We start from the raw sequence: 25647 nt of genomic DNA on the forward strand, positions 1-25647 counted from the left end.
CCGGGACGGAGTGAGTCCGGGCGGTTCGAGAGAGAGCGCCGACCGGGCTTGTCCCTTCCCGCTCTCCCGAGGATCTCCCGATGACCGTCCTGTTGCCCGTGGCCGACCCGGCCGCGCCCGTTGGCCACGCGCCCGCCATCCTTTCGGCCGCCCAGAATCTGCTCGGCTATCTCGAACGCGGCGAACGCATCGACACGTCGCTGCTGCGTGCGGCGATGGAAACCGCGTTCGGCTCCTCCGACGCCGCTGGCGTCTGGGATTGGAAGACCGCCTATGAGGCCTGCGAGGTCGCCATCGTCCTGTTCTTGCGCAAATACGGAAAGGCGCTGTTCCGTAAATCCGCATCTCCGGCTGCACGCCTCTCGACTCTGTCGAAAATCATCGGACTGCTTCCGACCCACACCCGGCGCTCGGAGGAGAGCCAGGCACTCCAGCAATTCTCGACGCCGGTCCCGCTTGGTCTCGCCATGGCGACGGCTGCGGCTATCGCGCCGGACGACATCGTGCTGGAACCCTCCGCCGGCACCGGCCTGCTCGCCGCACTTGCATCAACGGCCGGCGGTTCGCTGATCCTCAACGAACTGGCCGATCTTCGCGCCGATCTTCTCGCCTCCGTTTTCCCGGCCGTTTCGGTCACGCGCTTCGACGCCGCCCAGATCGACGATCATCTCGATCGGGCGGCCGTTCCGTCCGTCGTGCTGATGAATCCGCCGTTCTCGGCCATGTCCAACGTCTCCGGCCGCGTCGCCGATGCCGGCTTTCGCCATATCGCCTCGGCGCTGAACCGGCTCGCGCCTGGTGGCCGACTCGTGGCGATCACCGGCGCCAATGTCGGGCCGGACCTGCCGGATTGGTGCGATGCGTTTGCGCGCCTGCAGAAACGCGGCCGCGTCGTCTTCTCTGCGGCTATCGCCGGTTCGGTCTATGCCAAGCACGGCACCACGTTTCCCACCCGGCTGACCGTCATCGACAAACTGCCGGCCGAGGACCCGGCAGCCTTTCCGACGTCGCCCGGCATGGCGCACGATGTCGCCACGCTGCTCACCTGGATCGAGCGGGATATGCCGGCACGCCCGCCCGTCGCCTTGCCAGCGATCTCCACGCCGGTCGCGGCTGCGCCCCCGAAATCCGTGCGCGGCTATCTCGCCCGCACGGTGTCCTTGCTTTCGCCCGCATCGGTCGCCGCTGATCCCGCCGGTGTCGCGCTCACCTACGAGAGCGTGGACTGGACGCCGGCCAACGGCGCGCACCTGACCGAGGCGATCTATGAAGAATACGGATTGCAGTCGATCCGTATTCCCGGTGCGCAGGCGCACCCGACCAAGCTCGTCCAGTCCGCCGCCATGGCGAGCGTCGCGCCGCCGAAGCCGAGCTATCGGCCGACCCTGCCGGCGAACATCCGCAACCTGCTGTCCGATGCCCAGATCGAGACGCTGATTTATGCCGGCGAGGCGCACAGCGATTATCTGGCTGGGTTTTGGACGGTCGACGAGACCTTCGATGTCGTGAAGGCCGCACCCGCCGACGCGGCCGACACCGTTCGCTTCCGCCGCGGCTTCATGCTCGGCGATGGCACCGGAGCCGGAAAGGGCCGACAGTCGGCCGGCATCATCCTCGACAACTGGCTTCAGGGACGCCGTAAAGCTGTCTGGATCAGCAAGTCCGACAAGCTGATCGAGGACGCACAGCGCGACTGGTCCGCGCTGGGCATGGAGCGCCTGCTGGTCACACCCCTGTCGCGCTTCCCGCAGGGCAAGCCCATCGCGCTGTCGGAAGGCGTCCTATTTGCAACCTATGCCACGCTGCGCTCCGACGACCGTGGCGAGAAGGTTTCGCGCGTCCGGCAGATCGTCGATTGGTTGGGCTCCGATTTCGACGGGGTGATCATTTTCGACGAGAGCCACGCAATGCAGAACGCCGGCGGCGGCAAGGGAGAACGGGGCGACGTTGCCGCCTCGCAGCAAGGTCGCGCCGGCCTTCGGCTTCAGCACGCTCTGCCGAACGCGCGCGTCGTCTATGTCTCCGCCACCGGCGCGACTACCGTCCACAATCTCGCCTATGCCCAGCGGCTCGGCCTCTGGGGCGGCGACGACTTCCCCTTCGCCACACGGGCGGAATTCGTCGAGGCGATCGAGGACGGCGGCGTCGCGGCGATGGAGGTTCTGGCCCGCGACCTGCGTTCGCTCGGACTCTACACCGCCCGCTCGCTCTCCTACGACGGCGTGGAATACGAACTGGTCGAACATCAGCTCACCGACGAGCAGCGCCGCATCTACGACGCCTATGCCGGCGCCTTCGCCATCATCCACAATCACCTCGACGCGGCGATGGAGGCCGCCAACATCACCGGCTCGACCGGCACGTTGAACCGGCAGGCCAAGTCCGCCGCCCGCTCGGCCTTCGAATCCGCCAAACAGCGTTTCTTCGGGCACCTTCTCACGTCGATGAAGACGCCGACCTTGATCGGCTCGATCGAGAACGACCTGGAGGCCGGTCATGCCGCCGTGGTGCAGATCGTGTCGACCGGCGAAGCCTTGATGGAACGACGCCTGGCCGAGATCCCGACCGAGGAATGGAACGACGTGCGCGTCGACATCACCCCGCGCGAATATGTTCTCGACTATCTCGCCCACTCCTTCCCGGTGCAGCTTTACGAACCCTACACCGATGGCGAGGGCAATCTGTCGTCGCGCCCGGTCTATCGCGATGGCCAGCCCGTCGAGAGTCGCGAGGCCGTCGCGCGTCGCAACGAGCTGATCGAGCGCCTTGCGTCGCTTCCACCCGTGCCGGGCGCACTCGACCAGATCGTTCAGCGCTTCGGCACCGACATGGTGGCCGAGGTGACGGGCCGCTCGCGACGGATCGTCCGCAAGGGCGACCGGCTGGCCGTGGAGAACCGCGCGCCATCGGCGAACCTCGCCGAGACCGCCGCCTTCATGGATGACCTGAAGCGCGTGCTCGTGTTCAGCGACGCGGGCGGCACCGGCCGTAGCTACCATGCGGAACTGTCGGCGAAGAACCAGAGGCTGCGCGTGCATTACCTGCTCGAACCGGGCTGGAAGGCAGACGCGGCGATCCAAGGGCTCGGCCGGACCAACCGGACGAACCAAGCGCAGCCGCCGCTTTTCCGTCCGATCGCGACCGACGTGAAGGCGGAAAAGCGCTTCCTCAGCACGATCGCGCGCCGGCTCGATACGCTCGGCGCCATCACGCGCGGGCAGCGCCAGACCGGCGGCCAGGGCCTATTCCGACCCGAGGACAATCTGGAATCCTGCTATGCCCGCGACGCGCTACGCCAGCTCTATCTCCTGATCGTGCGCGGCAAGATCGAGGACTGCTCGCTGCACCGCTTCGAGACCGCCACCGGCCTCAAGCTGATGGATGATAACGGCATCAAGGACGAGCTGCCGCCGATCACGACGTTTCTCAACCGGCTGCTGGCCCTTACAATCGAGCTGCAGGGCATCCTCTTCACCTCCTTCGAACAGCTTCTGGATGCGAAGGTGTCGGGCGCGATCGCCAGCGGAGTCTACGACGTCGGCCTCGAAACGCTGACGGCGGAGAGCTTCGTCGTCACCGATCGCACGACGATCTATACGCATCCGGCATCGGGCGCGCAGACCTGTCTGCTGACCATCACCAAGCGCGAACGCAACCGTCCGCTGTCGCTCGACGACGCGCTTGGCTGGCTCGATGATCGTGGTGCGAAGCTGCTCGTCAACGAGCGTTCCGGCCGAGCCGCCGTGCAGATTCCGGCGCCGTCGCTCATGCTGGACGACGGCGAGATCGAACGTCGCGTTCGGCTGATCCGCCCTATGGAGCATCATCATGCTTCCTTGAAGTCGATGGCGGAAAGCCATTGGCAGGAAGCCGACCGCAGCACGTTCGCCACAGCCTGGACCCGTGAACTCGGCGACGTGCCTTCCTTCAGCGAGAGCACGATCCACATCGTCGCGGGATTGCTGTTGCCGGTGTGGAAGCGCCTGCCGAACGAGTCGACCCGCGTCTATCGGCTTCAGACCGACGATGGCGAGCGCATCATCGGCCGCCGCGTTTCTCCGGCCTGGGCTGCGAACGCCGCGTCGACCGGCACGACCGATCTGACGGCCGACGCCGCCTATGCCGCCCTCATCGACGGGCGGACGATCCTCGACCTCGCCGAAGGGCTCCAGCTCCGTCGCGTTCGTGTCATGGGCGCGAGCCGCATCGAGCTGTCCGGCTTCACGGAGGCTATGCGCGACCGCCTTCGCGCCTACGGCCTCTTCACCGAGATCATCTCCTGGTCGCTGCGGTTCTTCGTGCCGATCGACAGCACGGGGCCGACCGTGCTCGGCAGGCTGCTCGACACCTATCCGGTGGCGCGCATCGGCGAGCGGGAGGCAGCGTGATGGCCCGCCGCGACGCTTCCGATCTCGCATTCCGTCTCGGCCGCCAGGCCGAGGCGGTGTGCAAACGCTATCTCGGCGCCGGCCGCAGGCAAGGCAACTACTGGCAGGTTGGCGATGTTCGCAACACGCCGGGTAAGTCCATGTTCGTGCGCCTGAAGGACACCGCCAAAGGCCCCGCCGGAAAATGGACCGACGCCGCGACGGGCGAATATGGCGATCTGCTCGACGTGATCCGTGAATCACTGGGCCTCATCGACTTCGCCGACGTTGCCGAAGAGGCCCGCATCTTCCTCAGCATGCCGCCTGATCCCGAACCAGCGCCGAGACAGCACGCTCGCAGGCCAGCACCATCGGGGTCTGCCGAGGCCGCACGCCGGCTGGTCGCCATGTGTCAGCCGATCGGCGGCACGCTCGTAGAGGCGTATTTGCGTGGACGCGCCATTACGGCTTTGCACGGATGCGCGAGCCTGCGTTTCCATTCCCGGTGCTACTATCGCCCGGACGAGCACAGCCCGACCGAGACCTGGCCGGCCATGGTCGCCGCCGTCACCGATCTCTCCGACCGGATCACCGGCGCGCATCGGACCTGGCTCGCCCCGGATGGTTCCGGCAAAGCGCCGATCGACATTCAGCGGAAAGCATTGGGCGACCTTCTGGGGCACGCGGTCCGCTTTGGGCTCTCCGGCGACGTGCTGGCGGCCGGCGAAGGCATCGAAAGCGTGCTGTCGACCCGTGAGGTCATGCCCGGCATGTCGGCGGCGGCGGCACTATCCGCAGCACACCTCGCCGCCATCCAGTTTCACGATGGGCTTCGCCGGCTCTATGTCGTCCGCGACAATGATCGCGCGGGGGACGGTGCACGAAACACGCTGATCGAACGAGCGAACGCGGTCGGGATCGAGGCGATTGCCCTGTCACCCATTCACGGGGACTTCAACGAGGATCTCCGCACCTGCGGCCGTGACGCGCTGATGGCGCATATCCGGGTGCAGCTCGCACCGCAGGACGTCGCCCGCTTCATGCTCCTGGCGGCGTAGACCGGCGGCTGAACGGCGGCGGCGCGCGGCCGCCATCATGCTCGCATGGATGTCCGATCCTTCGAAGAGGACCGCGCCTCGGCCTTCGAAAGGGCGATCGGCCCACAAGCGGTTCGGACAGGCAATGCCTGCGGCCGACTATTTTCCGGCGGCGCGTACCGCGCCGTTCCATCGCGAAACAAAATAGCCGGCCTCCGGCATCCTCCGCGTTCGCTCCGGCCCGGCGCGCGCGCCGGGTGCAGGTCCGTTCCGCCCGTGGGCTCCGTCGCCATGAAGGCCGCGACGGTCGCGGTCCAGCCAAAGGAGCATTCCATGACCGAGCACGACGACTACGAACCCCATCACGAATCGTCCCCTACCGATCACGTCCTCAGCGAACTCCAGCTCCACGGCTACCGCCCCTTCGCCGACGAGCCCGACCAGCGTCTCCTGCCAGACGGCAATCTGGTCGCAGGCGCGATCGCCGACATCTTCGACGCCCTGATCTCGACCCTGGAGGACACCCGCCTCGAACCCGACCTCGACGATCTCCTCTGGTCGACCGTCAACGTCTTCCACCGCGCCACCGAGAGGATCGCCCGCGAACTCGACGACAACGAGCAGGCCCAGAAGCGCTCGCAGCGGCAACAGGACGGCAGCGAGGTGAAGTCGGTCGAACTCGAGCGCCAGATCGCCGAGGGCAAGACGCTCATTGAACGGCAGAACGCTTTCGAGCTGATGCGCGACCAGGCCGCCGAGCACTACGAACGCCAGATTGGAAAACCGTGGCTCCCTCGCACCGGCTCAAAGGTCAACCACCGCAACCTGACCTCCGCGATGATCGATAGCCGCGACTTCCTCATGGCCAAGAAACGCGCCGAGCAGGAAGTCCTTCTCCCTCCCGGTCCGAAGATCGTCGTCACCGGCGGACTGGACTTCAACGACCACCGGCTGATCTGGGCCAAGCTCGATCAGGTGCATGAGAAGCACTCGGACATGGTGCTGGTTCACGGCAAATCGCCGAAGGGCGCCGAAAAGATCGCCTCGCTCTGGGCGAAGAACCGCAACGTCCCGCAGATCGGCTTCGCACCCGACTGGACCAAACATGGCCGGGCAGCGCCCTTCAAACGCAACGACGAGATGCTCGACATCGTGCCGAAGGGCGTGATGCACTTCCCCGGCACGGGCATCAACGACAACCTCGCCGACAAGGCCAAGAAGCTCGGCATCCCGGTCTGGAAATTTGGCGGCGCGTAAGCGCCGCCGCACCATCGCAAGAATGGCACGATGCGGGTATTCTCGCCCCGACGAATACCAACATCGACAGGATAGGCACATTCAGATCGGAGGCATTTCTGAATCTCGACATCGATCTTCCATTGCGCGCCACACCGCTCGTTATCCCTTGGCCATCACCCGGCTTGCCGGGAGGGTTCCTGCAATTCGACGACCCTGAAGCCTGGCGGAGTTTCATCGTCAACTTGGGGATCGACGACCGCGTGCCCGACATCGTTCGGGCAAAATTCGCGCGGGCGCAGACGCTCTATCTGATGGGCTGGATCGATCTCGACGTGCTGAAGGCGGGCGAGCTTGCCGCACTGATCGCCCTCGAACTGACGCTGATGGATCGATACGGCGACCAGATCCCGAAGAACAGGCGATCGTTCGCGACGCTCCTCACTCACATGGCGGATGTCGACGGGCTGACCGATGGCAACATCCCGATGATCCTTCGCACCGGCGGAACAGCGATCGGGTTCGTGACGGGCCAGGCGAAGCCGAGCTTGAGCCAACGCCGCAATTCCATGGCGCACGGCGATCCCTTCGACGGACTGCCGGTGGGGGGGCTCCTTGAGCTGGTACGCGACCTCATCAACTACGCCTACCGAGACTTCATCGCGAACGCGCCGCCGAGGCTAAGCCATGAGTCTCCCGGTTAACGGAACTCGTTCGGCTCATAGGCCGAGTACCACCCCCGCTTCATGTCGCTGATCCTTGGTCCAGCCGATGGCCTGTCGCCATCAACCCGCAAGGGGTCGGACTACGCGTAGCGTGCCGCCGCGCCGGCTTTACCGGCGCGGTGATTGCGGCCATCGGCCGAACACATCGGGCGCCTGTCAGCGGGGGATGGTCCTCCGCTCGGAACAGGAGCCGGACCGATGTCCTTCACCGACGCGCACGCCTTCGCCTTCAGCCTCGCCACCAGCCTGATGGTCGCCATCGTCATATTCCGCGCTGGCGACGGCACCCTCTCAGTCACCCCCGCCACCGAATTCGACGGCGACGACTCGCAAATCGTCCACGAAATCGATCCTTTCGCCCCATGACGGGGCGAAGATCGCCACTGCCGCAGCGGAAACCTTGCCGGTTTCCGCTCCCGCCAGCGATCATCTTTTGCTATGCTCGGCACCGCGCCGTGGTGGTGGTGGAGGCGCAACCGTTCGAGCATTGCTTACGGAGACACCACCATGATCTTTATCGGCATCCTTCTCTCCATTGCAGCCATCGGCTTCTTCTGCTGGCTGCTGTTCACGCTCGCCGTATTCGCCTTGCCATTCTTTGCGGGCGTGACCGCCGGAATGTGGGCCTATGACACTGGCGCCGGCTGGCTCGGCGCGATCATCGTCGGCGCACTTGCTGCCGGGCTAACCTTCGGCATCGGCCAACTTCTGCTTGTCTTCGTGCGGCCGCTCTGGGCACGTATCGCCATCGCGCTGGCCTTCGTCGCACCGGCGGCGATCGCCGGCTACCACGCCACGCATGGCATCGTGAAACACACCATGCCGTCGGAAGGCTGGCAGCTCATCTTTTCCGTTGTTGGGGCCATCGCGGTCGGTGTCACCGCCCTGATGCGGATGGTTGCAATGGCCACGCCCGGTTCGACCGGACAGGGCCTGGCACGGGGTTGAACCTCACGACGCGGCCAGGGCAGACCGCGAGGTGATTGTGACCTTACGATTCCCATCATCGTGGGTGTCGGCAAACGCCTTGATGACACTGACCAGCAGTGGAGCCGGACACGCGCAACCGCGTTGGAGAAGGCTGTAAAGTCAGGCGGCGCACGAAACTCGGCCAACATCAGGGCGTCGCCGTCCGTGTCTTTGAGCAATGTAGTCGGCAACAGCGTTCGGACTTTCATGGGGCCTGCACGAAGGAAAGATCGCCGTCGGCGACGTCGTTGCCGGGTCTTGGCGGTTATGACGGTGTCGCCTAGTTCTCCGTTGATGCATCTCTGTCAGGTAGACCGCTCCAAAACGGCCTCTTCAATGGACTGATCTGGCCGAAGGTCGGCTGCGCCTCGATCGCCTATGCCGCAACGGCGCGTCTCGACTTTCTTCCCCTGCCGGCTGCGCCGTCATTCCTCGCGGGACAAGAAAGCCGCGCCTGCGCCGTCCTCCGCGTTGCTCCGGTCGCAAGCGATGCCGCGTCGATCGCCTCCGGCCCACCGATCGCCATCGAGGCCGCAATGGTGCGGGCTCGGAACAGAGTTCAAGGAGAACTATCATGGCGACCATCGGCACCTTCAAGAAGACCGGCAACAACGAGTTCACCGGCGAAATCGTCACCCTCTCGCTCCAGACCAAGAACGTCCGCGTCGTGCCCGAGGCCAACCGCTCCGGCGACAACGCCCCCAGCCACCGCGTCTTCGTCGGCCGGGTCGAGATCGGCGCCGCCTGGGCCAAGCGCTCCAACGAGGGCCGCGATTATCTCGGCCTCAAGCTGGACGATCCGAGCTTCACCGCTCCAATCTACGCCAACCTCTTCGACGACGAGGAAGGCGAAGGCTACAGCCTCATCTGGTCCCGCCCCAACGGCCGCCGCAGCGGGGAGTGATCCCCGGGCCAAGGCCCCGCCCGGTCGAACCGGGCGGGGCCTTCCCGCGTCGCTGGCGGCGCGCCGGCGGGCGACCGAATCAGTCGCCCCGGAGGCGCGGTGCGAAACGCCGCTCAGCATCGATTTTCCTCGCAGCAGGCGCCAAGGGCGACTATTATAGTCGTAGTTCTGGCAAGTGCGTTCGCGTCGGTGGGAGGTGATCATGCATGATCACCGCCCGACAATCACGGGCCGCGCGCGCGTTGCTGGGGTGGACACAGGAGACGCTCGCTGACAAGGCCCGGACATCGCTGACCGCGCTCAAGCGCCTCGAATCCGAGAATGGATTGGAGGTGTATGAGACGACGCGCGATCAGGTTCGCAGGGCATTCGAGGCAGCCGGCATCGTCCTGCTCTCCACCGACAAGGGTGAAGGGGTGCTGTTGCTCCATGAGCGGGATGATCGACCAGCAAAGCGGTAGCGACCCTCCTGTCACGTCGCGAGCATCGTCCGTCGCCCTTTGTCACAAGATAACCAGGGGCATGTGTTAACGAATGCTTTCCACGCGAATATAGTCGCTCCATGGGACAAACGATGCCGCCGTTTCTGGACGCGCCACCGATCAGCCAAACGCTCACGACCTACGATCGCGAGCATATGGCTCTTTATCTGCGCCTGCTCGACTCGGCGCGCGATGGCGCCGACTGGCGGGAGGCCGTCCAGATCCTCTTCGGTCTCGACCCAGCCCGCGAACCTCAGCGCTGTCGCCAAATCCACGACTCACATCTGGAACGTGCCCGCTGGATGACCGAACACGGCTATCGCGAACTGGTCCGCTCGGCGCAGTGATCACCGCGATGCCGCTTCGGCATCGCCCTTTGCCGTCTGCCTGACTTCCGTAGAACAACCCAGCCGGGAATCCTGACTCTCCCACAAGTTCAAAGGACTACGGGAGGATCGCGATGACACCAGATGCATCGGGCTGGCGTTCGCCCAAAGGCTACGATCATGTCGATGACATGACCGCATCCGACCTCGCGTGGGAATGGCTCCGCCGCAACGAATCCTACGACAAGGATTTCCAGGCATTGAACGATCACAAGGTCGATCCACGTCCGCTGACCGACAAGATCCGGCAGCGTTGGGGGTTGCGATTTCCCGGTGGACCCACTGCAGGCCCCGCCCGAAGCGCCGGTGTTCTGGCTCCCCCGCGAGGATACAAGCGCCATCGCTCTTGGCGAGCCGCCCGATGTCCTTTCCGCAAGCACTGAACAACAGCCGACGATCGACGCAGCCATTACCGTTACCGCTGACGGCGAGACCAACCTGCTCTACGACCTCGGCAACGGCCAGCATGTCCAGCTCGTTCATGCCAACAACACGTCGCCGGACAAGCCTCTCGGCGCATTTGTGTCCCTCGGCCTTGATGGGTTCGACCAGATTGAATCCATCGGCCGCCTGCTCGCCGCACTCCATCGCCGAGCCATTCCACCGGACACACGCCTGACCCGCCAGCAGCGGGCACGATTGCGAAGGATGCTGCAAGCTTTCGATGGCTACCGCGCGGGCGCGACCCAGCAAGAGATCGCGCAGGTCATATTCCGGCTCGGCCCTCTCGATCGCGACGAATGGCAGGCATCCTCCGCGCGCCACGCCATCAAATCGCTGCTGCGTGACGCCCGCGCGATGATCGCGGGCGGCTATCGTTCGCTGCTTCGTCATCGCAGGCAGACCTAGCCGATCGGCCCACAATCCATGGTGGGCGAATTTGATACCCCCCGAATTCGCCCTGCATCTCGCCGGTCCTGCTTCGCCAACGTGGCCTTCGTTACCCGCCGCTTCCCGGCGGCCCCAACGAACCCACGGAGGCCCTCTCATGCGACCTGATCTCGCCGTTCTCCCGCCGCGCTACCTGCGCACCAAGGAAGCCGCCGAATTCCTCAGCCTGTCGGCCCGCACCCTCGAAAAGCATCGGACCTACGGCACCGGCCCGGCTTACCGCAAGCTCGGCGGCCGCGTCGTCTATGCCGTCGACGATCTCGAGGCCTGGGCCGAGCGCGGCGCCGTCACCTCCACCTCCGATCCGCGCGGCAGCGTGCTTCCGGCCAAGCGTCATACGCCTGCGCCGCCGGCACATGCCGGACGATACGCGCGCTGACCGCCCCCGGATTCCCGAATGGCGGCGCGACACCAATCCCTCTCGGAGCGCGGGCAGCTCGATCTGTTCCGTGCGCTCCCCGGCGAGTTCGCAGCCCGAGACGCGCAGGATCTCATGGCCTATCCGTTTTTCTCCCTCTCCAAGTCCCACCGCGTCGCGCCGATCGACTTCGCCGCCGGCGATGTGTCGATCCGCGTGGAGGCCGTTCCCGATCATGGCATGGCGACCATTTGGGACGCCGACATCCTCATCTGGGCGGCGAGCCAGATCGTCGAGGCGCGTGACGCCGGCTTGCGCACCTCACGCCTGATGATCGCCACCCCCTACGAGATTCTCAAATTTATCGGCCGCGGCACAAGCCTGCGCGACTATCAACGCCTGAAGGCTGCGCTCGATCGCCTGCAATCGACGACGGTCAGCACCTCGATCCGTCAGCCCACCGAAGGCCGGCGTCACCGCTTCTCGTGGATCAACGAGTGGAAGGAGCGCACCGATCGTAACGGCAAGCCGGACGGGATCGAGATGATCGTCCCGGACTGGTTCTATCAAGCCGTTCTCGACGATGCGCTCGTGCTGACGATCGACCGGGCCTATTTCGATCTCACGGGCGGGCTCGATCGATGGCTCTATCGCCTGGTGCGCAAGCATGGTGGCCGCCAGCGCAACGGCTGGCGGTTCGACTTCCGCCACCTCCACCAAAAATCCGGCGCGCTGTCGCCCTTCAAACGCTTCGCCTTCGAGCTGCGCGACATCATCCGTCGCCAACCGCTTCCCGGCTACACCCTATTCCTGGAGATCGAGGCCGGCGGCCGGACGCTGCTCGCTTTCGAGCGGACGCCGCCCTGTGGAAAAGCTGTGAAAGCCTTCGTGCCATCGGGAACCCGAAAGCACGTGCCATCAGGAACCGCCCCCTCGTGCCAACAGGAACCCAAACAGGGCCTAACCCACCGCACGAAAAGCGAAATTCGCGCCCCTAACTTAGAATCTAACATAGAATCTAACTTTGAAGAGCGCGCGCGCGAGGTGGAAAACCTCGTTCGGCGCGCTGCAATTGCGCTCAGCGCGACCGGCAAAGGGTGTGCATCCCCACCTACTGTCGCCGGTGCTGACGCGGGTAAACGCGAGACGGCCGCGACGCCGCAACTCCCCCTCGATCGTCGATCGGGAGGACGGCGATGATCGTGGCCTTGCTCAATCAGAAGGGCGGTGTCGGCAAGACGGCGCTCGCGCTGCACCTCGCTGGCGAATGGGCCGGCAAGGGAAAGCGGGTCACGCTGGTCGATGCGGACCCGCAGGGCTCGGCCCTCGACTGGTCGCAGCAACGCGCCCGCGAGCACGCGCCGCGCCTGTTCGGTGTCGTCGGCCTGGCGCGCGACACGCTCCATCGTGAGGCGCCCGAGCTGGCGCGCGATGTCGATCATCTCGTCATCGACGGGCCGCCGCGTGTTGCCGGGCTGATGCGCTCGGCGCTGCTCGCCGCCGACCTGGTGTTGATCCCCGTCCAGCCATCGCCGCTCGACGGCTGGGCATCGGCCGAGATGCTGGCGCTCCTGTTGGAGGCGCGCATCTATCGGCCGGAGCTTCGCGCCCGCTTCATCCTCAATCGCTGCGGCGCGCGCACCGTGATCGCCCGCGAAACGGCCGAGGCGCTGGCCGACCACGATCCGCCAGTGCTGCGCACGACGGTTGGGCAGCGCGTCATCTACGCCGACGCTGCGCAGTCCGGTCGCCTTGCTTTCGAGATCGACGATGACGGTCCTGCCGCGCGCGAGATCGCGGCGCTCGTCACCGAGATCGAAAGGATCGCGCCATGAACGAGCGATCCGAACGGCGCGGCTTCGCGGCGCGCCCGACCAATCCCGACGCCTGGATCAAGGCCACTGAGACTGAACCGGCTCGCATGGCCGATGCGGTGGGCTTCACCGCCCGCCTGCCCATCGACATCACGCCGAAGTTGCGGGGGCGCATCAAGATCATCGCGTTCCAGCGCGGCGTCACTGTCGCCGACATGCTGCGCGAACTGCTCGCGCGCGAATTCCCACCCAGCGAAGGAGAACCTTCATGACCGGCGCCGCGGCCCCCCGCGTGCGCGGCGGCCCGACGCCGATCGCGCTCCCGCAAAACAATCTCACCCATGTCGAGCTGACCTGGGTCGAGAAGAAAATCGAGAACTGGATTCGCTTCGGTTCGCACGCCCACGAACAGATCCTCGATCGACGCCGGCGTATCCTGTCGTTTCGCCCCGGCACGGTGTTCGCGTTCATCCGCTGGGCGTCGAACGACTTCGGCACGATCATCTCGCGCATCGACATCGTGCGCGCCGTTGCGCGCGGCGAAGCCTACCAGACGCTGCCCTTCGTCCGGCCGGGCGGCGACATCCTGCTCAAGATCGAGAGCTGGCCCAAGGTCGAACGCGTGCTGCAGGCGATCGACGCCATCGAGCGCATCGGCATCGATCCCGAAGCGGTCTCGCCCGATCACTGGCGGCACGTCCACAACCGGCTGACCGCCGGACACCAGCCGCGCGCCTACACGCTCGACCATCATCGTGCGTTCCTCCTGCGCCGGAGGGCCGAGCCGTGAGCCGCGCCGGACTTCTCCTCGCGACCACGCTCGCGGCCCTTGGCGTCGGCTATCCCGGCCTCACGCCGATGCCAATCAAACTGATCTGGAACGCATCGGCGAGCGCACCGATCGGGCTCTACTCGATCGACTTCGACGGACCGTTCGAGATCACCGATCTTGTCGCCGTCGATGCGCCGGAGCCGCTCGCGACGTTCCTCGCCGAGCGCGGCTATCTGCCCAGGGGCGTGCCGCTGATGAAGCGTATCCTCGCCATCTCCGGTCAGACCGTTTGCCGCTCCAACCTCACCATCACGGTGGATGGCATCGAGGTCGGCGCAGCGCTCGAACGCGATCGCGCTGGTCGTGATCTTCCCGTCTGGCAGGGCTGCCGCCGCGTCCAGACCGGCGAAGTCTTCCTCATGAATTGGCAGGTCCGCGACAGCCTCGACGGCCGCTACTTCGGCCTGATCTCGACCGACCAGATCATCGGCCGCGCCGTCCCGCTGTGGACCGACGAGGACGCCAACGGCCGCTTCGAATGGCGCACGCCGACACGCTGACCGCTTCCCCTTCGGCGAGAGCGGTACTCGCCGATGGCTTTCCCAACCGCACCGCCAAGGAGACCATCATGCCACAGATCGGCACATTTACCCACGACGAAGCAGGCTTCATCGGACATCTGACGACGCTGGTCCTGAACCAGGACGTCATCATCATCGCGGCAGAACCGTCCGACGCCGAGAATGCACCCCAGTATCGCATCCACGTCTTCGACGGAATGAACAACGAGCCGGGCGCGGAGATCGGCGCCGGGTGGAAACGCTCCGGCGAGAAGGCCGGTGAATACGTCGCTCTGCTGATCGACGATCCGACATTCCCGCATCCGATCCGCGCCAACCTGTTCCGCGACGACGACGCCGGCTCGGCCTGGTCTCTGCACTGGTCGCGTCCACGCGATCGCGGCGAGAAGGATTGAACGATGCCTGCTCGCCGTCAATCGACGCGCCGTTCGACCGCGTCCGGGCCGCGCTGCGCTGCCCGGCGCATGGCTCTCCTTCTCCTTTCCGGCCTTACCCTCGCGAGCGTCATGCCGGCGATCACGTTGGCGCAGGGCTTGGCCGTAGCCCGGCCGTCGCCGCGCGATCCCTATGCCGAGCACATCGCTGAGGCATCGCAGCGCTTCGGTGTTCCGGTGGTATGGATCAGGGCGGTGATGCGTGCCGAAAGCGCCGGCGATCCGCGCGCCATTTCGCGTAAGGGCGCGATGGGCCTCATGCAGATCATGCCGGAGACATGGGCGGGCTTGCGCCTTCGCCACCGTCTCGGCGCTGATCCTTATGATCCGCACGACAACATCATCGCCGGCGCTGGCTACATCCGCGAGCTGTTCGACCACTACGGCTCGCCGGGCTGGATCGCCGCCTACAACGCCGGTCCTGGCCGCTATGAGGACGCGCTGAAGGGCCGCGCGCTGCCCGCGGAAACGCGCGCCTATGTCGCGATCGTCGCGCCGTCCGTTGGCGGCGGCGATGCGACTCGGCCGATCGTGGTCGCGGCGGTCGATCCCTTGGCCTGGACCCGCGCGCCGCTGTTCGTTGCGCAGCCGGAGCGCAGATCGACGACCGATCCCGTACCGGCCGAGCGCACATCCGATGCTGCGCTGACGACATCATCCGTGCGCGATGTTTCCGCCATTGAGCCGCAGTCGGACGGGCTGTTTGTCCCGCGCCCGGGCGGAAGGACTGCGCCATGAGCGGCCCGGTTCCCGATCGCACGATAGCGGGCTCCAGCGTGTCATGGGGTGCGTTGAGGGTGGAGGCAGGCAACACGACCGGACGATGGCAGGATAAAAGGCCGCGAGGTGCGGCTTCGGTCGGTTGTGGTTTTTCAAGAGGTTATGACCCGCTTTCGCGAGGTGCCAGATTTCCACGCACCTCGCGGCGAGACCGCTTTCTCCATGATTTCGGCGCCTTGATGCGATGTGCGGGGTCTCGGCCATGAGCGGTGAGGACGATTTCCGCATCCGGCCAGGCCGCATCCGCTCGTCGAGCGCGCAGCGGGCCAGACCCTTCATCGCGCAGGCGCTCGCCGCCGCCAAGAAGGCAGGCGCCGGCATCTCCCCCTCGGGCCGCATCGTGCCCGGCAACCGCTCCCGCTTCGGCCGCGGCCAGCGCGCGAGCATCCAGGCGAACAGGCTGATCAACTCGCGCTCACGCGGCGCTGTGATCAAGGCGCGCGTCGTGCGCCAGACGTCCCGCTCTGCGCCGCTCGCGACGCATCTCAACTATCTCCGCCGCGAGGGCGTGACCCGTGACGGGGACAAGGCCCATCTGTTCGGTCCCGGCGGCGATGACGCTGATCCCAAAGCTTTCGCCGAGCGGTGTCAGGATGACCGCCATCACTTCCGTTTCATCGTCTCGCCCGACGACGCGGTGGACATGGCGGACCTCCGCAGCTTCACCAACGATCTCGTCGGGCAATTGGAAAAGGACCTCGGCACTCGGCTCGATTGGGTCGCCGTCGATCACTGGAACACAGAGCATCCCCATGTCCATCTGATCGTGGGTGGCGTGCGTGACGACGGGCAGGATCTCGTCATCTCACGCGACTACATCAAGGAAGGGATGCGCGACCGCGCGCGTGATCTCATCACGCAGGAACTTGGGCCGCGCACCGATCTCGACATCCGCCGCAGCCTCGAGCGCCAGGTCGACACCGAACGCTGGACCCAGCTCGATCGTCAGCTTGTCCGCGATAGCCGCGACACCGGCGTCATCGACATGGCGCCCGATCCGAACACCCGGCCCGACGAATATCATGCACTGAAGGTCGGGCGGCTGCGCAAGCTCGAGACGCTCGGGCTCGCCGAGCAGGTCGGTCCCGGCCAGTGGACGATCGACGACAAGGCCGAGGCGACCCTGCGCGAGTTGGGCGAGCGCGGCGACATCATCAAACGGATGCACCGGGCGCTGACGGAACGCAGCATCGAGCGCGGCTCGGCCAGCTATGTCCTCGCTGCCGAAAGTCTCGACACGCCGATCATCGGCCGGCTGGTCGATCGCGGCCTTGACGATGAACTGAGGGGCTCGGCCTATGCCGTGGTCGATGGCGTTGATGGGCGCACCCATCACATCAAGCTGCCCGACCTTGACGCCGCCGGCGACAGCTCGCCCGGCTCGATCGTCGAGTTGCGAAGGTTCGACGACGCGCAGGGGCAACGTCGTGTTGCGATCGCCGTCCGTTCCGATCTCGACATCGACCGCCAGATCACGGCGTCGGGCGCGACCTGGCTCGACAGGCAGAACATCGCCCGCGAGCCGGCTGCCCTGTCCGAGGGCGGGTTCGGCGCCGAGGTTCGGCAGGCGCTGGAGCACCGCGCCGATCACCTGCTCGGACAGGGCTTCGGCGAGCGGCACGGCCAGCGTGTCACCTTCAGCCACAACCTGATCGACACACTGCGTCGCCGTGAGCTGGAGGCGCTCGGCGAGAAGCTCTCCGCCGAGACCGGCCAGCCGTTCAATCGCGCGGCCAGCGGCGAATATGTCGCCGGCTCCTACCGTCAGCGCTTCACGCTCGCTTCGGGCCGCTTCGCCATGTTGGACGATGGCCTCGGCTTCCAGCTCGTGCCGTGGACCCCCTCGCTCGAAAAGCAGCTCGGCCGCCACGTCTCCGGCGTCGCCCGCGATGACGGCGGCATCGACTGGAGCTTCGGCCGCAAGCGCGGTCTCGGCCTCTGATCCCCTCGCAGAAAGACACATCGCCATGTCCGCTACGAAAATTCTCTGGGGCCAGATTCTCACCGTCTTCGCCATCGTGCTGGTCACGACCTGGGGCGCGACCGAATGGGTGGCCTGGCGGCTCGCCTTCCAGCCCGAACTCGGCGCGCCGTGGTTCCGCCTGTTCGGCTTTCCCTTCTATCTGCCGCCATCGTTTTTCTGGTGGTGGTACGGCTTCGACGCCTACGCCCCGGCCATCTTTGTCGAGGGCGCCTACATCGCGGCGGCGGGCGGCTTCATCTCGATTGCGGTTGCGATCGGCATGTCGGTCTGGCGGGCGCGCGAGGCCAAGAAGGTCGAGACCTATGGCTCGGCGCGATGGGCAGAGCGCCAGGAGGTGCAGGCCGCCGGCTTGCTTGGCGCCGATGGTGTCGTGCTTGGCCGATACGAGCGGGACTATCTCCGCCATGACGGGCCGGAGCATGTCCTCTGTTTTGCACCGACCCGTAGCGGCAAGGGTGTCGGCCTGGTGGTGCCGTCGCTGTTGACCTGGCCCGGCTCGGCCATCGTCCACGACATCAAGGGGGAGAACTGGCAACTCACCGCCGGCTTCCGCGCCAAGCATGGCCGCGTGCTGCTGTTCGATCCGACCAACGCCAAATCGTCAGCGTACAATCCGCTGCTCGAGGTGCGCCGCGGCGAATGGGAAGTCCGTGACGTCCAGAACATCGCCGACATCCTGGTCGATCCGGAAGGATCGCTGGAGAAGCGAAACCACTGGGAGAAAACCAGTCACGCCCTGCTGGTCGGTGCGATCCTCCACGTCCTCTATGCGGAGGCCGACAAAACGCTCGCCGGCGTCGCCGCCTTCCTCTCAGATCCGAAGCGGCCGATCGAGTCGACGCTCGACGCGATGATGAAGATGGCACATCTCGGTGAAGCCGGCCCGCATCCCGTCATCGCCAGCGCGGCGCGCGAGTTGCTCAACAAGAGCGACAACGAGCGATCGGGCGTGCTGAGCACCGCCATGTCGTTCCTCGGCCTCTACCGTGATCCCGTCGTCGCCGAGGTGACGCGGCGCTGCGACTGGCGCATCACCGACATCGTGGGCGGCACGCACCCGACCACCCTCTATCTCGTCGTGCCGCCCTCCGACATCAATCGCACCAAGCCGCTGATCCGCCTGATCCTCAATCAGATCGGCCGCCGCCTGACGGAAGATCTGCAGGCGAAGGCCGGCCGCCATCGGCTGCTGCTGATGCTGGACGAGTTTCCGGCGCTTGGGCGGCTCGACTTCTTCGAGTCCGCGCTGGCCTTCATGGCGGGCTATGGCCTCAAGAGCTTCCTGATCGCACAGAGTCTCAACCAGATCGAAAAAGCCTACGGCGCGAACAATTCGATCCTCGATAACTGCCATGTACGGGTCAGCTTCGCCACGAACGACGAACGCACCGCCAAACGCGTGTCAGACGCGCTCGGCACCGCTACCGAGATGAAGGCGATGCGGAACTATGCCGGACATCGCCTGTCGCCTTGGCTCGGACATCTGATGGTCTCGCGCTCGGAGACGGCCCGCCAGTTACTCACCCCCGGCGAGATCATGCAGCTCCCGCCGACCGACGAGATCGTCATGGTCGCGGGCACACCGCCGATCCGGGCGAAGAAGGCGCGCTACTACGAGGACGCCCGCTTCAAGGAGCGCATCCTGCCGCCGCCTACGCTCGCGCAACCGAAACAGGGTCATGCTGATGATTGGACCGCGCTGCCGCTCCCGGTTCGGCCTGTGATCGCCGAGGCGAAGCCCGGGACGGAGACGGGCGACGATCCGACCGAATCCGAGCGTCGCCAGCAGCCCGAATTGAGCCGCGTGAAGCCTGTCGAGAAGAAGGCGCCGATCGAGAACGAATTCGAGATCGGCCTTGCCGATGACGCCGAGGATGACGCCGCCCGCAACAGCCGGATGAGCCGGCTGATGCAGGGTGTGGCGCGTCAGGTGTCGCTCGATCCCGGTGACGGCATGGAGCTTTAGGTCGCCATGACGAAACCCTCGAAGAAACAGCGCCTGTCCGTCTATCTCGAGCCCGCCGTGATGCGTCGCCTCGCCGAACATGCCGCGCGACGCGATCATTCGCGATCGTTGGTCGCGGAGGCGGCCATCGAATCCTTCCTCTCTCCGGATGCGGCTGAACGACAGGAGGCCGCGATTACCAAGCGCCTCGACCAACTTGATCGCCGCATGTCGCGGATGGAACGCGATGTCGGCATCTCCGTCGAGATGCTGGCGGTGTTCGTGCGGTTTTGGGTCGCGACCACCCCGGCCTTGCCGGAGCCTGCCGCGCAGGCTGCACGTGCGAAGGCTGGCGAGCGCTACGATCAATTCGTCACAGCTCTCGGCCGCCGCCTCGCGAAGGGGCCGAAGCTAAGGCAGGAGATTTCCGAGGACGTCGCTGCCGACGGTGAGCCGTAGTGCGTCGCCGTCAATCTAACCGAAGCGGCGTAAGATCATCCTTCGACAAATCGCGCGAGGTTTTCGAGAGTCGAACGAAGCCCGACATCGTGGTCCGCTTTGCTTATTCCGATCGGCACATTCTCGGCGATGATCGAGACATCAGTGCCGCCGGCCGCCGGCGAAAGGCTCCACGCCATCCACATCTCGCCGGCGAAAGCCGGATCATCGGACTGAAACGTTACGATCTGAACGACGCGATGATTTGGGATCAGCTCTGCGAAGCGACCTTCGACGACATCAGTGTCATTGGAGGTTTTGCCTGCGCTCGGATGATCCCCGCGATAGGTCAGCGCCATTCGATAGTTTCCGCCGGGGCGCGCGTCGAACTCGTAGATCTGGCCGGTCATGCCCTCCGGCGGAAGCCACTGCGGCCATGCCTTGGAGTCAACAAACGCACGATAGATCACGTCCGCGCTGGCGGCGATGAATCGGGTCGCTGAGTCGGTTCTCCCATGTCCGATATTCGCCGTCATTGATCGCACGCCTCGCGCTACCCGGAATCCCGCACCGCCGTTCTCCTGTATTTGCACGCTACACTACTACGCCAATGAATCTTTGTTGAATCGGCCCAAAATCAGGCCCTTTTAATCATCCCCGTCCGGGGAAGGACTGTCTCGACCCCGATGGAATCGGGGGTCATGTGGCGGCTTCACATCAACATGCGGAAGGTCTCGCGCGAGGCGCACGGATGCTGCGTACCGCGCTCGGCCCAGCGATTGCGCGCTATCTCGACGACGCCAGCATCGTTGAAGTGATGCTCAACCCCGATGGGCGGCTGTGGATCGACCGCCTGTCCGAAGGGCTCTCCGATACGGGCGAGCGGCTGTCGGCTGCAGACGGCGAGCGCATCGTTCGCCTGGTCGCCCATCACGTCGGCGCCGAGGTTCATGCGGGCGCGCCGCGCGTGTCGGCGGAGCTGCCTGAAACAGGAGAGCGGTTCGAAGGCCTGCTGCCGCCGGTCGTCGCGGCGCCGGCCTTCGCGATCCGCAAGCCTGCCGTCGCGGTGTTCACGCTCGACGATTACGTCCGCGCCGGGATCATGTCGGCGGCGCAAGCCGAGATGCTGCGCCAGGGCGTCGCCTCTCGCGCCAACATTCTCATCGCCGGCGGCACATCCACCGGCAAGACCACACTCACCAACGCCCTCCTCGCCGAGGTCGCAAAGACCGCCGATCGCGTCGTCATCATCGAAGATACGCGCGAGCTGCAATGCGCTGCGCCGAACCTTGTGGCGATGCGCACCAAAGACGGCGTCGCCTCGCTCTCCGATCTCGTCCGCTCGTCGCTGCGCCTGCGCCCTGATCGCATTCCGGTCGGCGAGGTGCGCGGAGCCGAGGCGCTGGAGCTGCTCAAGGCATGGGGCACCGGCCATCCCGGCGGGGTCGGCACGATCCACGCCGGCAGCGCGATCGGTGCGCTGCGCCGGATGGAACAGCTCATCCAGGAAGCTGTCGTCACGGTCCCGCGCGCACTTATCGCCGAGACGATCGACCTCATTGCCGTCCTCTCCGGCCGCGGCGCCGCGCGCCGGCTCTGCGAACTCGCACGCGTCGAGGGCCTCGGTCCCGACGGCGACTATCGCGTCACGCCCGCCGTCATCGAGGGCGACGGCGGTCCGACCTTACTCACCCAAAGCCCTGAAGGAGAAAGCCAGTGATCCAACGCCTGCGCCTCGCGCGCCGCCGTCTAGCCATGACCGTTTCCGTCGCCACCCTGTCGGTGGTGATGGCCGCGCCCGCCCACGCCTCCGGCTCGTCGATGCCGTGGGAACAACCTCTCCAACAAATCCTCCAGTCGATCGAAGGGCCGGTCTCAAAAATCATCGCGGTGATCATCATCATCGTCACCGGCCTGACGCTCGCCTTCGGCGACACGTCCGGCGGCTTCCGGCGGCTGATCCAGATCGTGTTCGGTCTCTCGATCGCCTTCGCTGCATCGAGCTTCTTCCTGTCGTTCTTCTCCTTCGGCGGCGGGGCGCTGGTCTGATGACGGGCGTTGTCGAACAGGGCGGCGAAGTCCCGGGTTACACGGTCCTCGTTCACCGGGCGCTGACCGAGCCGATCCTGCTCGGCGGCGCGCCGCGCGCCATCGCCATCATGAACGGGACGCTCGCTGGCGCGGTCGGACTGGGGCTGCGCCTCTGGCTGGTCGGCATCGCCATCTGGGCGATCGGCCATGTCGCGGCGGTTTGGGCGGCGAAGCGCGATCCGCTCTTCGTCGACGTGATGCGCCGCCATCTGCGCGTCCCCGCGCACCTCACGGTCTGACAGGGAGCGCGCCGATGATGAATCTCGCCGAATATCGTAATCGCAACAGCCGGCTTGCCGACTTCCTCCCCTGGGTCGCTCTGGTGGGCGAAGGAATCGCCCTCAACAAGGACGGCAGCTTTCAGCGCACCGCCCGGTTTCGCGGCCCCGATCTCGACAGCGCCGTTCCGGCCGAACTGGTCGCCGTTGCCGGCCGCCTCAACAACGCTTTCCGTCGCCTTGGCTCAGGCTGGGCGATCTTCGTCGAAGCGCAGCGCCACGCCTCGAACCTCTATCCCGACAGCCGCTTTCCCGATGCCGCCTCTGCGCTGGTCGATGCCGAGCGCAAGGCGGACTTCGAGGAGGCCGGCGCGCATTTCGAGTCCAGCTACTTCCTGACCTTCACCTATCTGCCGCCAGCCGAAGACGCCGCACGCGCGGAAACCTGGCTCTACGAGGGCCGCGAGACGTCGGGCATCGACCCTCGCGAGGCGCTTACCGGCTTCGCCGATCGCACCGACCGCATCTTGCGCCTGGTCGAAGTCTTCATGCCGGAATGTCGCTGGCTCGATGACGCCGAGACCCTGACCTATCTGCACGGTTGCGTCTCGACCAAGCGTCATCGCGTCCGCGTCCCCGAGACGCCCGTCTATCTCGATGCTCTGCTCGCCGACCAGCCGCTCACCGGCGGGCTCGAACCTCGCCTTGGCGCTTCGCATCTGCGCATTCTCACCATCACGGGCTTTCCAACGGCGACGACGCCAGGCCTGCTCGACGAGCTGAACCGTCTCGCGTTTCCGTATCGCTGGTCGACGCGCGCGATCCTGCTCGACAAGACCGACGCGACCAAGCTGCTGACCAAGATCCGCCGGCAATGGTTCGCCAAGCGCAAGTCGATCGCCGCGATCCTCAAGGAGGTGATGACCAACGAGACGTCCGCTCTCGTGGACACCGACGCCTCCAACAAGGCCGCCGACGCCGATATGGCGTTGCAGGAACTCGGCGCCGACTATGCCGGCATGGCCTATGTCACCGCGACGGTGACGGTGTGGGATGACGATCCGCGCACAGCCGACGAAAAGCTGCGGCTGGTCGAGAAGGTTATCCAGGGCCGCGATTTCACGGCCATGGCCGAAGGCGTCAACGCGGTAGACGCCTGGCTCGGATCATTGCCCGGCCATGTCTACGCGAACGTCCGCCAGCCTCCAATTTCCACGCTTAATCTCGCCCACATGATCCCGCTGTCCGCGGTGTGGGCGGGGCCGGAACGGGACGAGCATTTTGCAGCGCCCCCACTGCTCCTCGGCAAGACCGAAGGCTCGACCCCGTTCCGGCTTTCGCTTCACGTCGGCGACGTCGGCCATACGCTGATCGTCGGCCCGACCGGCGCGGGTAAGTCCGTGCTGCTGGCGCTGATGGCGCTGCAGTTCCGACGCTATGCCCGTGCCCAAGTCTTCGCCTTCGACTTCGGCGGCTCGATCCGCGCGGCGGCGCTCAGCATGAGTGGCGACTGGCACGATCTTGGTGGCGATCTCAGCGACGGCGCGATCGACAGCGTCAGTCTTCAACCGCTCGCCCGCATCCAGGATGTTCCCGAGCGCGCCTGGGCCGGCGATTGGATCGTGTCGATCCTGACCCGCGAAGGCGTGCCGATCACCCCCGAGGTGAAAGAGCATATCTGGACGGCGCTGACCTCCCTGGCATCGGCGCCCATCGAGGAGCGCACGATCACCGGCCTGGTCGTGCTGCTCCAGTCGAACGACCTCAAGCAGGCGCTCAGGCCCTATTGCGTCGGCGGTCCCTACGGCCGGTTGCTCGACGCCGAACGCGAGCATCTCGGATCGGCGTTCGTCCAAGCGTTCGAGACCGAAGGGCTGATCGGCACCGGCGCGGCGCCCGCGGTCCTCTCCTACCTGTTTCACCGGATCGAAGACCGGCTCGACGGTGCGCCAACCCTCCTCATCATCGACGAGGGCTGGCTGGCGCTGGATGACGACGGCTTCGCCGGCCAGCTCCGCGAATGGCTGAAGACGCTGCGCAAAAAGAACGCCAGCGTCATCTTTGCCACGCAGAGTCTATCGGACATCGATGGCTCGGCGATCGCGCCCGCCATCATCGAAAGCTGCCAGACCCGACTGCTGCTGCCGAACGAGCGCGCGATCGAGCCGCAGATCACCGCCATCTACCGCCGCTTCGGCCTCAATGATCGCCAGATCGAGATCATCGCCCGGGCTATGCCCAAGCGCGACTACTACTGCCAGTCCCGTCGCGGCAATCGGCTGTTCGAGCTGGGCCTGTCCGACGTTGCGCTCGCGCTCTGCGCCGCCTCGTCAAAGACCGACCAGGCCGCCATCGCCCGTATCGTCGCCGAACACGGCCGCGACGGATTTCTCGCGGCCTGGCTCCACCACCGTGAAGTCGGTTGGGCGGCTGACCTCATTCCCACGCTCACCAACAAGGAGAAGTCCTCATGAAACTGCGCCAATCCCGCGCAGCGCGGTTCGCTGCCGCGCTGCTGATCGCTCCAGTGGCGCTCGCGCCTATGCTGGCGACACCGGCCCACGCCATCATCGTGTTCGATCCCTCGAATTACGCGCAAAACGTCCTGACGGCGGCGCGTTCGCTCCAGCAGGTCACCAACCAAATCACCTCGCTTCAGAACGAAGCGCAGATGCTGATCAACCAGGCCCGCAATCTCGCGAGCCTGCCGTACTCGTCGCTGCAACAGCTTCAGCAGTCGGTTCAGCGGACGCAGCAGCTTCTCAACCAGGCGCAGAATATTGCCTACGACGTCCAGCAGATCGACCGGATGTTCCAGCAGAAATACGGGAACATCTCGCTGTCGGCCTCCGATCAGCAGCTCGTCACCGATGCGCGCTCGCGCTGGCAGAATACCGTCGGCGGCCTGCAGGACGCGATGCGGGTGCAGGCGGGTGTCGTCGGCAACATCGACACTAACCGCACGCAGATGTCCGCGCTGATCGGCCAGAGCCAGGGCGCGACAGGCGCACTGCAGGCGACGCAGGCCGGCAACCAGCTCCTTGCGCTGCAGGCGCAGCAACTCGCGGATCTCACCGCTGTTGTCGCGGCCAACGGTCGGGCGCAGGCCTTGCAGTCCGCCGAGCAGGCCGCCGCCGCCGAACAGGGCCGCGAGCAACGCCGGCGTTTCCTGACGCCGGGCTCGGGCTATCAGCCCGGCAACGCCCGCATGTTCCCGAACAGCGGCAACTGAGGC

Annotated in this window: 28 protein-coding genes; 27 read left to right on the plus strand and 1 reads right to left on the minus strand. The window is 65.8% G+C overall.

The features are described from left to right. Positions 1-80 precede the first annotated feature (80 nt). The 22 genes from KHC23_RS17380 (at position 81) to KHC23_RS17480 (ending at position 20124) form a co-directional block, all read left to right on the plus strand. Positions 81-4388 (plus strand): strawberry notch family protein, encoded by a 4308-nt coding sequence (locus tag KHC23_RS17380; protein ID WP_213374106.1) that lies wholly within the window; start codon positions 81-83, stop codon positions 4386-4388. Then, the gene (locus KHC23_RS17385; RefSeq protein ID WP_213374108.1) at positions 4388-5425 is read left to right on the plus strand and encodes a DUF7146 domain-containing protein; all 1038 of its coding nucleotides are present in this window, start codon (positions 4388-4390) and stop codon (positions 5423-5425) included. The genes KHC23_RS17380 and KHC23_RS17385 overlap by 1 nt, the downstream gene beginning before the upstream one ends. A gap of 312 nt (positions 5426-5737) precedes the next feature. Further along, entirely contained in the window at positions 5738-6661 is a 924-nt protein-coding gene (locus tag KHC23_RS17390; RefSeq protein ID WP_213374110.1) for a DUF2493 domain-containing protein, read from the plus strand. A gap of 122 nt (positions 6662-6783) precedes the next feature. Beyond that, positions 6784-7344 (plus strand): hypothetical protein, encoded by a 561-nt coding sequence (locus tag KHC23_RS17395; RefSeq protein ID WP_246544704.1) that lies wholly within the window; start codon positions 6784-6786, stop codon positions 7342-7344. 219 nt (positions 7345-7563) lie between these two features. Further along, entirely contained in the window at positions 7564-7731 is a 168-nt protein-coding gene (locus KHC23_RS17400) for a hypothetical protein (RefSeq protein ID WP_213374112.1), read from the plus strand. A gap of 141 nt (positions 7732-7872) precedes the next feature. Then, positions 7873-8313 carry a hypothetical protein gene (locus tag KHC23_RS17405; protein ID WP_213374114.1) on the plus strand — a complete coding sequence of 147 codons (441 nt, stop codon included), beginning with the start codon at positions 7873-7875 and terminating at the stop codon, positions 8311-8313. Between the two features lie 595 nt (positions 8314-8908). Next, on the plus strand, positions 8909-9238 hold the full coding sequence (locus tag KHC23_RS17410) for a DUF736 domain-containing protein (protein WP_024922551.1): 330 nt from the start codon (positions 8909-8911) through the stop codon (positions 9236-9238). A gap of 206 nt (positions 9239-9444) precedes the next feature. After that, a complete protein-coding gene (locus KHC23_RS17415) occupies positions 9445-9699 on the plus strand; it encodes a helix-turn-helix domain-containing protein (protein WP_024922546.1) in 255 nt (84 codons plus the stop codon). 101 nt (positions 9700-9800) lie between these two features. Then, positions 9801-10067, plus strand: a complete 267-nt coding sequence (locus KHC23_RS17420) for a DNA -binding domain-containing protein (protein ID WP_213374116.1) — start codon at positions 9801-9803, stop codon at positions 10065-10067. Positions 10068-10180: 113 nt separating this feature from the next. Further along, the gene (locus tag KHC23_RS24475) at positions 10181-10489 is read left to right on the plus strand and encodes a transcriptional regulator domain-containing protein (RefSeq protein WP_373878496.1); all 309 of its coding nucleotides are present in this window, start codon (positions 10181-10183) and stop codon (positions 10487-10489) included. Continuing rightward, positions 10380-10955 (plus strand): DUF2285 domain-containing protein, encoded by a 576-nt coding sequence (locus KHC23_RS17425; protein ID WP_271188584.1) that lies wholly within the window; start codon positions 10380-10382, stop codon positions 10953-10955. Before KHC23_RS24475 ends, KHC23_RS17425 begins: the two co-directional genes overlap by 110 nt. Positions 10956-11094: 139 nt before the next feature. Continuing rightward, positions 11095-11376 carry a helix-turn-helix transcriptional regulator gene (locus tag KHC23_RS17430; protein ID WP_006022608.1) on the plus strand — a complete coding sequence of 94 codons (282 nt, stop codon included), beginning with the start codon at positions 11095-11097 and terminating at the stop codon, positions 11374-11376. Positions 11377-11394: 18 nt separating this feature from the next. Further along, complete coding sequence (locus KHC23_RS17435; RefSeq protein WP_213374118.1) at positions 11395-12555, plus strand: replication initiator protein A; 1161 nt, start codon at positions 11395-11397, stop codon at positions 12553-12555. Beyond that, complete coding sequence (gene parA / locus KHC23_RS17440) at positions 12552-13190, plus strand: ParA family partition ATPase (RefSeq protein WP_213374120.1); 639 nt, start codon at positions 12552-12554, stop codon at positions 13188-13190. Before KHC23_RS17435 ends, parA begins: the two co-directional genes overlap by 4 nt. Further along, positions 13187-13441, plus strand: coding sequence for a ribbon-helix-helix protein (locus KHC23_RS17445; RefSeq protein WP_213374121.1), 255 nt, complete (start codon positions 13187-13189; stop codon positions 13439-13441). The genes parA and KHC23_RS17445 overlap by 4 nt, the downstream gene beginning before the upstream one ends. Further along, a complete protein-coding gene (locus tag KHC23_RS17450) occupies positions 13438-13959 on the plus strand; it encodes a DUF2840 domain-containing protein (RefSeq protein WP_213374123.1) in 522 nt (173 codons plus the stop codon). The genes KHC23_RS17445 and KHC23_RS17450 overlap by 4 nt, the downstream gene beginning before the upstream one ends. Further along, positions 13956-14501, plus strand: coding sequence for a S26 family signal peptidase (locus KHC23_RS17455; protein WP_213374125.1), 546 nt, complete (start codon positions 13956-13958; stop codon positions 14499-14501). The genes KHC23_RS17450 and KHC23_RS17455 overlap by 4 nt, the downstream gene beginning before the upstream one ends. 68 nt (positions 14502-14569) lie before the next feature. Continuing rightward, entirely contained in the window at positions 14570-14917 is a 348-nt protein-coding gene (locus KHC23_RS17460; protein ID WP_213374505.1) for a DUF736 domain-containing protein, read from the plus strand. A gap of 69 nt (positions 14918-14986) precedes the next feature. Then, entirely contained in the window at positions 14987-15694 is a 708-nt protein-coding gene (locus tag KHC23_RS17465; protein ID WP_213374127.1) for a lytic transglycosylase domain-containing protein, read from the plus strand. A 244-nt stretch (positions 15695-15938) separates the two neighbouring features. Next, on the plus strand, positions 15939-17678 hold the full coding sequence (locus tag KHC23_RS17470; protein ID WP_213374129.1) for a relaxase/mobilization nuclease domain-containing protein: 1740 nt from the start codon (positions 15939-15941) through the stop codon (positions 17676-17678). Between the two features lie 25 nt (positions 17679-17703). Beyond that, positions 17704-19686, plus strand: a complete 1983-nt coding sequence (locus tag KHC23_RS17475) for a conjugal transfer protein TraG (RefSeq protein WP_213374507.1) — start codon at positions 17704-17706, stop codon at positions 19684-19686. Between the two features lie 6 nt (positions 19687-19692). After that, entirely contained in the window at positions 19693-20124 is a 432-nt protein-coding gene (locus tag KHC23_RS17480; RefSeq protein WP_213374131.1) for a ribbon-helix-helix protein, CopG family, read from the plus strand. Between the two features lie 35 nt (positions 20125-20159). On the opposite strand, the gene KHC23_RS17485 is transcribed toward KHC23_RS17480, so the two are convergent. Continuing rightward, entirely contained in the window at positions 20160-20639 is a 480-nt protein-coding gene (locus tag KHC23_RS17485; RefSeq protein ID WP_213374134.1) for an SRPBCC family protein, read from the minus strand. Positions 20640-20806: 167 nt separating this feature from the next. Between KHC23_RS17485 and trbB the strand changes: the two genes are divergently transcribed. From trbB to trbJ, 5 genes are read left to right on the plus strand one after another with little or no spacing between them, the layout of a single operon-like run. After that, positions 20807-21823 (plus strand): P-type conjugative transfer ATPase TrbB, encoded by a 1017-nt coding sequence (trbB, locus tag KHC23_RS17490; protein WP_213374136.1) that lies wholly within the window; start codon positions 20807-20809, stop codon positions 21821-21823. Positions 21824-21858: 35 nt separating this feature from the next. Beyond that, the gene (locus tag KHC23_RS17495; protein WP_246544745.1) at positions 21859-22152 is read left to right on the plus strand and encodes a TrbC/VirB2 family type IV secretion system protein; all 294 of its coding nucleotides are present in this window, start codon (positions 21859-21861) and stop codon (positions 22150-22152) included. Then, the gene (locus tag KHC23_RS17500; protein WP_213374141.1) at positions 22152-22433 is read left to right on the plus strand and encodes a VirB3 family type IV secretion system protein; all 282 of its coding nucleotides are present in this window, start codon (positions 22152-22154) and stop codon (positions 22431-22433) included. Before KHC23_RS17495 ends, KHC23_RS17500 begins: the two co-directional genes overlap by 1 nt. 14 nt (positions 22434-22447) lie before the next feature. Beyond that, positions 22448-24886: a conjugal transfer protein TrbE gene (trbE, locus tag KHC23_RS17505; protein WP_213374143.1), complete on the plus strand. Its 2439-nt coding sequence runs from the start codon at positions 22448-22450 to the stop codon at positions 24884-24886. Then, positions 24883-25644, plus strand: a complete 762-nt coding sequence (gene trbJ, locus KHC23_RS17510; protein ID WP_213374145.1) for a P-type conjugative transfer protein TrbJ — start codon at positions 24883-24885, stop codon at positions 25642-25644. Before trbE ends, trbJ begins: the two co-directional genes overlap by 4 nt. Positions 25645-25647 lie beyond the last annotated feature (3 nt).

The sequence above is a fragment of the Ancylobacter dichloromethanicus genome, assembly GCF_018390645.1.
GTDB lineage: Bacteria > Pseudomonadota > Alphaproteobacteria > Rhizobiales > Xanthobacteraceae > Ancylobacter > Ancylobacter dichloromethanicus.